At 39.3% G+C, this 10403-nt stretch carries 7 protein-coding genes; all 7 read right to left on the reverse strand.

What is annotated here, in order from left to right; genetic code table 11:
- Position 1: 1 nt before the first annotated feature.
- The 7 genes from R2Q77_RS13455 to R2Q77_RS13485 all read right to left on the reverse strand — a co-directional run bounded on the left by R2Q77_RS13455 (position 2) and on the right by R2Q77_RS13485 (position 10398).
- Positions 2 to 2410 (reverse strand): multicopper oxidase domain-containing protein, encoded by a 2409-nt coding sequence (locus R2Q77_RS13455; protein ID WP_316804244.1) that lies wholly within the window; start codon positions 2408 to 2410, stop codon positions 2 to 4.
- 142 nt (positions 2411 to 2552) lie between these two features.
- Positions 2553 to 2765 carry a hypothetical protein gene (locus R2Q77_RS13460; protein WP_316804245.1) on the reverse strand — a complete coding sequence of 71 codons (213 nt, stop codon included), beginning with the start codon at positions 2763 to 2765 and terminating at the stop codon, positions 2553 to 2555.
- 13 nt (positions 2766 to 2778) lie between these two features.
- Positions 2779 to 5019 carry a heavy metal translocating P-type ATPase gene (locus tag R2Q77_RS13465; protein WP_316804246.1) on the reverse strand — a complete coding sequence of 747 codons (2241 nt, stop codon included), beginning with the start codon at positions 5017 to 5019 and terminating at the stop codon, positions 2779 to 2781.
- A gap of 196 nt (positions 5020 to 5215) precedes the next feature.
- Entirely contained in the window at positions 5216 to 6241 is a 1026-nt protein-coding gene (locus R2Q77_RS13470) for a sterol desaturase family protein (RefSeq protein WP_316804247.1), read from the reverse strand.
- Positions 6242 to 6277: 36 nt separating this feature from the next.
- Positions 6278 to 7204: a sugar phosphate isomerase/epimerase gene (locus R2Q77_RS13475; RefSeq protein ID WP_316804248.1), complete on the reverse strand. Its 927-nt coding sequence runs from the start codon at positions 7202 to 7204 to the stop codon at positions 6278 to 6280.
- A gap of 182 nt (positions 7205 to 7386) precedes the next feature.
- On the reverse strand, positions 7387 to 9348 hold the full coding sequence (locus R2Q77_RS13480; protein ID WP_316804249.1) for an OmpA family protein: 1962 nt from the start codon (positions 9346 to 9348) through the stop codon (positions 7387 to 7389).
- A 33-nt stretch (positions 9349 to 9381) separates the two neighbouring features.
- Positions 9382 to 10398, reverse strand: a complete 1017-nt coding sequence (locus tag R2Q77_RS13485; RefSeq protein ID WP_316804250.1) for a type IX secretion system membrane protein PorP/SprF — start codon at positions 10396 to 10398, stop codon at positions 9382 to 9384.
- Positions 10399 to 10403 lie beyond the last annotated feature (5 nt).

Here is a 10403-nt window from a genome sequence, read left to right on the forward strand (position 1 = left end):
ATTAATAGTTTAACGTAATCCCTCCACCATAGCCCATATCGCTATCGTAGTGGGTCGAAAATGAAAAATATTTAGTTACAATGTAGCGAAAACCTGCCATATATTCTTTGTCGGTATTGCCCATCAGATTAAACCTAAGCCTGTTTGTAATTGGAATATCTTCTCTTGTTAACTGAAAACGCATTTTCCCTTTACTATCGAGGCGTGCCTCGGCAACGAAAAGCATGGGCAATGTATATTGAAAACCAATTACAGCTGCCTTACGGTTATGTTGGTTGCTGGTTTGTCCGAATAGATTCTTTTCAGATTCATTTTTCATATTATTATAGTGATAATCGAACCCAACAAAAGGCATAAACATTTGCATTTTCCCAATATACCGGCCAAAATAAGTTTCGCTTTCGTAACCATGCTCGGCTTTTAAACCCACTCGCCATTCGGTAGATAAACGGTAACGGGTATTGGACAGCATAAATTCGCCGTCGCTGCCGTTACTTTCTAAACCAACGGTAGCCATGGGATGAAACTTTCTATCGTCGCTAAACAGCTTGCGTTGTGCAAATTTCGGATTTACGATTTCTGGATTAGGTGGCGAATTTTCATAGCTGAATATCCTGCCCATGCCACTCATCATGTGGTACAAAATATGGCAATGAAAAAACCAGTCGCCGCTTTCTGTTGCAGCAAATTCGATGGTGTCGGTTTCCATTGGCATAATATCAAGTACATTTTTCAACGGTGCGTATTCTCCCTGTCCGTTTAACACCCTAAAATCGTGACCATGCAGGTGCATAGGGTGCCGCATCATCGAATTATTATACAGGATAATCCTTACGTTTTCTCCTTTTTTAATCAGTATTTTATCGCTTTCAGAAATTGTTTTATTATCAAGCGTCCAGGTATAACGGTTCATATTGCCCGTTAATTCAAACTTTAATACTTTTAAAGGCCCTTCTCTTAAAGTGGTTTTTTCGGTAGCCCTTAACATGCCATAATTTAAGGTTACCGGTGCGGCTTCCTCAACTTCTTCTTTGGCCGGCTCGGTCTTTTTCTTCTTGCCATACTCATGTCCGGTTACTTCAGGGTACATCACATTATTCATATCCATTTGCTGGTTAGACATTTTCATGCCCATAGGCTCCATATCACCATTCATCTTCATCATTCCATTCATCATTTTCATGCCTTCAAAATACTTGAGCTTGGCCAGTGGTTTTGCAGGTTTTTTAACCCCGCTGCCCAGCCATAAAGAAGTTGAATTGGTTCGATCCTCAGCCGTGGAAAGAAATTCGTAGCTTCCATCTGCCGGAATCGTTAAAACCACATCATAAGTTTCGGAAGGTGAAATCAGTAAACGATCTACTTCAACAGGCTCCACATCATTACCATCGTTGGCTACAACAGTTATTTTCCCGCCCGACCAGGTAAGCCAGAAATAAGTTGAAGCACCACCATCTACAATCCGTAATTTTACTTTATCACCAGCTTTAAACTGAGGCTGAACGTTAACATTTTTTCCATTGGTCAGAAATTTTTCATAATACACATCGCTTACGTCCATGGCCGTCATACGCTTCCATTCATTCTGTAGTTTTGCTTTAAAATAACCTTTGCCAATGGCCTCACCATAACTCTGCGTAGTACCTTTTTTAATGGCAAACCAATCTGATGCGTTATGAAGTGACCGGTCTACTTCATTCGGGTTCATATCTGTCCAATCGCTCAATACAACCGGGATAGCTGGCATTTTGGGTTCGTTTCTTTTATTAAAAATCAGGGCGCCATACATACCACTTTGTTCCTGCAGCATGGTATGGCTATGGTACCAGTATGTACCATTCTGAATAACCGGAAATTTATAGATATATGTAGAATGTGGCTTAATGGGCATTTGCGTTAAATAAGGCACACCATCCATATTATTAGGCAAAAATACACCATGCCAATGGATTGAGGTTTCCATATCCATCAGGTTATGCACATAAACCTCGGCAGTGTCGCCTTCTGTAAAAGTAAGTACGGGACCAGGAATAAGGCCATTTATAGCCATAGCCATTTTTGGTTTTCCCGAAAAATTAACCGTTGTATCCTTTACATAAAGGTCGTAGCGAACGGTTTTAGCACTTACGGGCGCAGCTTTAGCTTTGTTTGCAACAGAATTAACGTCAATATTTTTTTTCAAATGCTCCGGCTCCTTTTTTTCTGGAGATGAATTTGATTTTGTGCTTTGCTTAACCAATGCCATTCCACATTTCGGACAAGCTCCCGGCTTTGTACTTTTAATTTCCGGGTGCATGCTGCATGTGTATACTATTTGTTGAACATCGGTTTTTATGGCGTTTCCATTTTCCTGTGCTGACGCAAATGCATACATGCAGGTTAAAAAGAAATACAAAATCATTTTTTTCATTGGAGAATATTTTCTGATAATGGCGTGTAAAAGGTCTGTTAAAACCTATAAGTTAGAATGCTCGTCATGCTGAATTATTTCAGCCTCTTTCTTGATAAAAAGCCCCGATAAATTCTGGGTGACGGATTTCATCTATAAAAACCTAAATCTTTTCAATCAGGTAACCGGCCTGCTCAACGGCACTGGTAATACTTTTTGCATCAGTACCTTCTTCAACCTTAACCGTCATCACTTTATCAGGGTTTTGCGTATCTACTTCCCAGCTTTCAACATGGCTAAGTTTATCCATAAAAGGGGTTACAGTAGCAATACAGCCACCACATTTAATATTGGTTTTAAATTTTAATGTTTCCATGATTATTTTATTTTTAGTTTGATAATAAATTTGAAAATTTTAACCTTAAGCTGTTTCCAACCACCGATACTGAACTTAAAGCCATTGCAGCCCCGGCAATCATGGGGTTTAATAAAAATCCGTTAATGGGATATAATACGCCTGCGGCAATTGGAATGCCGATTAAATTGTATATAAATGCCCAGAACAGATTTTGGCGAATGGTACGAACGGTTAATTTTGACAGACGCAATGCTTTTGGCACCATCATTAAATCAGAGGATACCAAAGTAATTTTAGCTACATCTATCGCAATATCAGATCCTTTACCCATCGCGATAGAAACATCTGCCTGTGCAAGTGCATGGCTATCGTTTATACCATCGCCAATCATGGCAACTACTTTACCCTGAGCCTGTAATTCTTTTACAAAATCAGCTTTATCGGATGGCAATACTTCTGCTTTGTACTGGCTTATTCCGGTTTGTTGCGCCACTGCAGCTGCAGTTTGCTGGTTATCGCCGGTTAGCATATATACTGCTATTCCCATATCCTGCAATATTTTAACGGCATCCGCAGATCTTTCTTTGAGCTGATCGGCAATGGCTACAATTGCAAATACCTGATGCTGATCTGCAAAATAAATAACCGTATTGGCAGCTTGCTGTAAAACATCAGCCTTTTGCTGCAAATCATTGCTGATTTGTATTTGCTGATCTTTTAATATTTTATGACTGCCAGCCCAATATGTATTTCCATCAAAATCAGCCTGTACACCTTTACCCGTAATGCTGTTAAAATTGCTTACCGCTACCGCACTTGTAAGCTGGGGTTTAATGTGGTTAACAATGGCCTCGGCAAGCGGATGTTCGGATTGTTGCTCAAGAGCAAAAAATACCTCCATAAGCTTTTCTTTTTTGCCGTTAATACCAGTTTCCCAGATCATTTCTGTTACTTCGGGTTTCCCTTTGGTTAAAGTTCCGGTTTTATCTAAAATTACGGCATTAACTTTATAGCCCTGCTCAAGTGCTTCAGCATCTTTAATCAGAATGCCACTTTCGGCTCCTTTTCCAATCCCCACCATAATGGCAGTAGGTGTTGCCAAGCCAAGTGCACAAGGGCAGGCAATAACCAATACTGTAACCATAGCCAGCATTCCCTGTGTAAAAGCATTTTCGCCACCAACCAATATCCAGGTTATTAAGGTTAAAAGCGCAATCGCCATAACTACCGGTACAAATATCCCGGCAATTTTATCCACCAGTTTTTGAACCGGTGCCTTCGATCCCTGGGCATCCTGCACCATTTTAATAATTTGTGCCAGCATGGTTTCTCCACCAACTTTTTCGGCAGTAAAACGAAAACTCCCTTTCTGGTTAATGGTTCCTGCATATACTTTATCGCCCTCGTTTTTCGATACTGCAACAGGCTCTCCTGAAATCATACTTTCATCAACATAAGAACTTCCCTGAAAGACAACTCCATCTACAGGGATTTTCTCTCCGGAGCGAACCAAAAGCTGGTCGCCAATATGTACATCAGTTAGTGCAATTTCCTTTTCTCCCTCACTGGTGATCAGTAAAACAGTTTTAGGCTGTAAGCCCATCAGTTTTTTTATTGCTGAAGACGTATTCGATTTGGCCCTTTCTTCTAAAAGCTTGCCCAACATAATAAATACAATTACAACTGCTGCTGCCTCAAAATAAACATGTGGATGCAAACCCCTGTTATGCCAAAATTCAGGGAAAAAGGTGTTGAAAACACTAAACAGGTAGGCAATACCGGTACTTAAAGCAACCAGTGTATCCATATTGGCCTTTCCATATTTAGCTTGCTTAAAAGCATTGATGAAAAAGTTTTTGCCAAACACAAAAAGCACAGGTGTGGTAAATACCAGCATAATGTAGTTTGCATAAGGTATATCCATCATAAACATGCCAATAACAACAACGGGTAAGGTTAAAACAGCGGATGCAATCATTCGTTTTTTGAGCGATTCGTAATTGCTGCGCTGTACTTCTTCCTGTTTTTCTTGACCACTTTCTACATCCAGTATTAAGTCGTAACCAACAGATTGTACTGCCTTTTGAAAATCAGCAGGTTGCACCTGATCTGTATGGTAAAGAACTTTTACAGATTGTGTTGCATAATTAACCTCTGCTTTGTCTACACCTGGCTGGGCAGCAATCATACTCTCTACGCTTACTGCGCAAGCTGCACAACTCATGCCCAAAACGGGTAGTGAAATGGTTTCTATATTTTTTGATGAACTCATTTTATCTGTATTGAATGATACAAAGATACCATGAGTTAAGCGCGCTGTTCTTACATGATTTTAAGAAAAAGTTATATGATTCCTTAACAGATGCTGTTTGTATCGTTCTTTAAAGAAAAGAATGAATACAGGGCATTACTCCAGGCTAAAGCAAGCCCTTAAGTTGGGAAATACGGATTATTAATGACGATAAAAGTTAAGCCGATAAACTACCTGAAGGTATTTCCTCTTCTATGGCATTTTCTTCTGTTATGTACAGTGCCTTCGTAATTTTTGCAGTTTTATGATCACCTGTATGGCTCCATCCCGGTGGCATAACGATATAAAGTAATTTGGCTTTTAAACCCGGGGCCGCAGCAATATCTTTTCCTAAACAAATAAATTCGCCAAAATAAACATCCCAAAGGCTATTAGGATTCATTTCCCTGGTAATGCCATATTCTATTTTGATTTCTTTTCTTTCGTCCTGATAAGTTTTAAATATATGGTCCCATATATTTAACAGATTACAAAAATTGGTATCCATGTATAAAGGATTTTTTGCATGGTGTACCCGGTGGTGAGAAGGCGTAAGTAAAATGCGATTTAAAAAACCTAACCTGCCATCTTTAATTACATTTTCACCAATATGAATAAACGAACCCCAAATTCCATCAATAAACATAATGAAAAACAGCAGTGCCGGGTTAACGCCAAGGAGAATACAAATTGAGGTCCTGATTAAATCGGCATAAGGTGCCTCGAGAAAGAAATGTGCAAAGTTTACCGACATATTCATCTGCTGGGGTGCGTGATGTGTGGAATGCAGGCACCATAAAATCCTGACTTTATGCCCCAGAAAATGATAAACAAAGTGCGAAAGTTCCCACACAATATAACCGTAAATAAGCCAGTACCAGGTAAAAGTGGTGGTAAAAATTGCCCATCGGCTTAATAAGCCTATGCAAAGGCCAACTACAGCAATTGAAATAAAATTGGAAATAAAGCGGTTAAGTACAAATACTAAGAATGGTATTTTATATTCTTCTACTTTGAAGCGCTTATAAAAAGCTGCCCTTATAATTTCAAAAAGAAGCAGAAAAGGAATAAGCGGCCATAGCAAATTCTGGATGCCCGATAAAGTAGCTAAAGAACCATAATCTCCTGATTGTACTATTTTTATAAGGCCTCCTAAACTGAAAAAGCCGATTAATTCATCATATACTATTTTAAAGATGTCCATTAATACCCTATTTAATTACAAGTTACAAAAATCATTTTATAAATATCTTTTTCTCCAGGTCTGCATCATATACACATTTATGGCCCATTGATCGGAAACCGGGACATTGGTAAATGGCAATGTTGGCATATAAGTGGGCGGACCAAATTCGGTGAGCATGGTGAGCATTTTTCCTTCCTGTTTTTTTATGGCCACGATTTTATCCCACCAGACAAAATGAGCTTCAACTGCAGGTTTCCATTCGGGTGCCCGTGGGTCACTAACCTGTGGTCCTTCTGCATGTCCAACTCTCGAATGGACATGATCTGTTCTTGAAATGGCAAGGTTAACCGTTTCGGGCTGGTCTTCCAATAAGCTCTCGCTAACATTGCACCAATGAGAAATATCGAGTGTGAGCCTGAGCCCTGGGTTTTCTTCTAAATATACCCTCGAGGCGGGAGCCGAATAAAGCATGCGCGAACGGTGTGTTTCGTGGTAAATGGCTACACCAGTTTGTTTGGCATACAAAATTGTAAAATCTATAAACTTTTTATTTTCTTGATACTTAAAAAAATCCTTTCCGGAGTGGACATTGATGTAAAGCGGTTTTTGCAAGTTATTATTAATCGCTTCGTTAAGTACTTTTTTAAATGTTGCAAAATGCGATTCAAAAACTGGCTCATCTCCACGGCAAAGAAAACCTACTTCAAGGCGATATTCTTTCAGGGCAGCAAAAAGTTCTTTTGCAATTTCGGCCGACCATAAAATTTCTATGCCATCATATCCATCTTGTTTTGCTTTTTTACAAAAACCTGTAACCGAGCCATTGAAACCCCAATAAGGTGCCATAATTTTTAATACAAAGCCTTCTGCAGCCGCCGGCGAATGTGCTTTTGAAGTTCCAAATACATTTAAAGTTGGTAAAAAGGAAGCAGCTGAAATGGCTATACTGTCACCGATAAAATTTCGACGATTGTAGCTCATATTTATATTTGGTTAAAACAGCACATATCTTATGTGTTGAAATGAAGGTAGGACTTTTAGCTAAAACCCAAATTTCAAAACCCAATTGTATTAGATTTGTTACTTATTAATCCGTGATTCTTTCTAAATCTATTGCAGCATAAAGAACCTTCAAATAAAAACCGGAACGGTAGCATTATTTATTATTGCTTTACGATTTTAAATTCTGTGCGCCTGTTTAACTGATGTTCGGCCTCTGTGCACTTAACCCCGTTAGCGCATTTATTAACCAATTGCGTTTCGCCATAACCTTTTGCCGTAATCCTGTTTCTTTGAATTCCGCGGGACAAAATGTAATCAACTGCGGCATCTGCCCTTTTTTGGGAAAGCCATAAATTGTAAGCATCACTTCCCCTGCTATCGGTATGCGAACCAAGTTCAATCCAGATGGTTTCATTTGCTTTCATTATTGCCACCAATTTATCCAATTCTAATGCTGCTTCCGGTCTTATATTCCACTTATCAAAATCATAATAAATATTGTCAATTCTGATGGGTTTATCGATCGTTATAGCCACAAGAAATAAATCTTTATGCAGGGTTTCTGCTGCACTTAGATTAAAGGTATTAACCGAAGCGGTATCCTTGCGATAATTGGTCTTCTCTCCTTTTAAACTATAATTAAACCCTTTATCGATGCTGAATTTAAACATGCCGTTTGCATCAGTTAAAGCCACCAATGGCGCTGCTCCTTCTTTGCTTAAAGTAACCACCGCATTCGAAAGCCGGGCATTACTATTTTTATCATATACAATACCTTCTAATTTAAAAAGCAGAGGTTCTTGTTTGATGAAACTATAAATATCATCACTTCCCACCCCTCCAAACCGGTTAGAAGATAAAAAACCTTGCTGACTGCTGTTAATGTTGAAGAAAAAATCATCTTGTGGCGAATTTAAAGGATATCCCAAATGTTTTGGGACGGTATAACCAGAAGTTGTTTTCGATGCTTTATAAATGTCTAATCCACCCATACCGATAAAACCGTCGCTACTAAAATAAAAAGTTCCATCGTTTGAGATAAAAGGGCTTCGTTCGTTTCCGGGAGAATTTAAGGCTTCTATATTGGTTGCATTTCCCCAGGAATTGTCATCATTTTTAACCGAACTGTACATATCCGTTCCACCTTTTCCTCCGGGCATATCGGAAACAAAATAAAGTGTTTTGCCATCTGCAGCAATATAAGGATCGCCTACCGACCATTTATTGGCATTGTTATACCGGAAAGCTTTGGGGTTTGCCCAATTTCCTGCGGCATCTTTTGTACTGCTGTAAATCTCAATGTTAATTGTCGAAATTTCGCCTTTAACTTTCAATACCTGATCCGGAATGCGCGTCATGGTAAAATACATCGTGGCACCATCGGCCGTGAAACTGGCAGCACCAACATGGTATTTTGTATCTCTTTTTAATTTAAATGGCTGAACACTATCGGCAGAAGAAATGGTTTGATACAGATTGAGGTAGGCATTACCGGTCCACCCATAATATCCAGAACTGGGCAGTTTAGCACCATCAAATTTCAAAAACGGCTTGCTTTTAGTGTACTTATTCTCATCGGATAATTTCCTGTCAGAAGTAAATACTATGCCGTTCTGATACTGAACTGCGCCCCACTCCGCATCGGCCGAGTTTAACTTTTTCTCATTTAAAAGGTTTACAGCAACTGGGTTTTTTATCCAGTATTGAGCAGAATCGCATGATAACAACCATTTTTGTTTTTGATCTGCGGTGACTGCCTGATTTAAGGATGCATATTTTTCATATTGCAGCCTTGCTTCAGCGTATTTAGCGTTTTCCTGTAAGGCTTTTGCATAATTCAGTACATTTTCGGCTTTACTTTCGGGCATTGCAGCTGCAATTGCATACCAGCTTTCGGCTTCACGGTAGTTTTTAGATGCGCTATAGGCTGCTGCCAATCTTTCTGCAGCATGCAGTGAGGCTTTTTTCTTGTAAGCTTGTTCGTAAAGATCTATTGCCTTACTGTAGTTAAACAATTCATATTGGGCATCAGCCTCTTTAATTATGTATTGTGCTTTTAACTGCGCAGATGTAATTAGCGTAATTACAAAAATAAATATGCCCGCGTTTAGTTTTTTCATCATATTATTATGCATGCCTGTTAGCGTTTATTTAATTTAAAAATACCTCGGGCTTTTTATGCGCAGGTTGTTTTTACGAAAGAAAAAACCAATTGATATTTCGTGTGTACCACTACTGTATCCTTGTAAAGGGCCTATAGAAAAATCGTAAGCGTAACCTATACGAAGAATATCAGAGGCATAAAACTCTACCATCCCGATGGCCGAATTTCGGTTACTGAGGTCTTTTTGAAGATAACTTTTATCGTATAGCTTTACGCCTGTTCTATAGGAACCTCCAATCCATAATTTTTCGCCAAGCAGAATAAAGGCATTTAAATCTAAACTTGTTGGCCCGGCCCTATCGTCTTTTAAAAGAAAGGAAGGTTTTAATAAAATATCTTCCGATAATGGAATCAATGTACCTGCGGTTAAATAATAATGAGGTTTTGGTTGCGGAATAAAAGCATATCGGTCTACATCAATGTACTGGCTGATGAGGTTATCGGCAGATAAACCGGCAAATACCCGGTTATTTGAAAAGTAAACACCCACCCTGGCGTCAGGCAGAATTGTACTTTGTATTCCAACAGGTTGGTTTGGTTCCGGATCATTAGGATTTAACAATGCCCCATCAATACCTGGCTGCACAACTCCTACACCAATTCCAAAAGCCAGTCGCGAACTTCCTTCTGCGTTCATCCTGATGCGGTAAGCATAATTTGCATAAATGGATAAGTTGCGTTGGGCACCAAGTTTATCGGCAGCAATTTGAAGTGCCAGGCCTACATTCCCATCATTTGCCGTTGCATCAACAGCAAGTGAAAAACTTCTGGGCGCTCCTTCTATTCCCGTCCATTGAGAACGGTAAAAGCTATGCAAGTTAAGCTGTTCTTTATAACCGGCATAAGCAGGATTAATATAAATACCATTAAATATGTATTGACTGAACTGAGCATCCTGCTGCGCCCGGAGCCAATTGGGCAGCAGCAAAACCAGAAGCAACATCCACATCAGTTTACTTTTAAGCAGAACACTTGCTTGCAGGTTATTAAATTGGGTTATGTACTTCATAAATT

Source organism: Pedobacter nototheniae (genome assembly GCF_032678625.1).
GTDB classification, from domain to species: Bacteria; Bacteroidota; Bacteroidia; order Sphingobacteriales; family Sphingobacteriaceae; genus Pedobacter; species Pedobacter nototheniae_A.

Excerpts from the sequence above, each read along its gene's own strand:
- R2Q77_RS13480 (WP_316804249.1), bottom strand. The coding sequence starts at position 9,348 with ATGATGAAAAAACTAAACGCGGGCATATTTATTTTTGTAATTACGCTA.
- R2Q77_RS13455 (WP_316804244.1), bottom strand. The coding sequence starts at position 2,410 with ATGAAAAAAATGATTTTGTATTTCTTTTTAACCTGCATGTATGCATTT.
- R2Q77_RS13485 (WP_316804250.1), bottom strand. The coding sequence starts at position 10,398 with ATGAAGTACATAACCCAATTTAATAACCTGCAAGCAAGTGTTCTGCTT.
- R2Q77_RS13475 (WP_316804248.1), bottom strand. The coding sequence starts at position 7,204 with ATGAGCTACAATCGTCGAAATTTTATCGGTGACAGTATAGCCATTTCA.
- R2Q77_RS13460 (WP_316804245.1), bottom strand. The coding sequence starts at position 2,765 with ATGGAAACATTAAAATTTAAAACCAATATTAAATGTGGTGGCTGTATT.
- R2Q77_RS13470 (WP_316804247.1), bottom strand. The coding sequence starts at position 6,241 with ATGGACATCTTTAAAATAGTATATGATGAATTAATCGGCTTTTTCAGT.
- R2Q77_RS13465 (WP_316804246.1), bottom strand. The coding sequence starts at position 5,019 with ATGAGTTCATCAAAAAATATAGAAACCATTTCACTACCCGTTTTGGGC.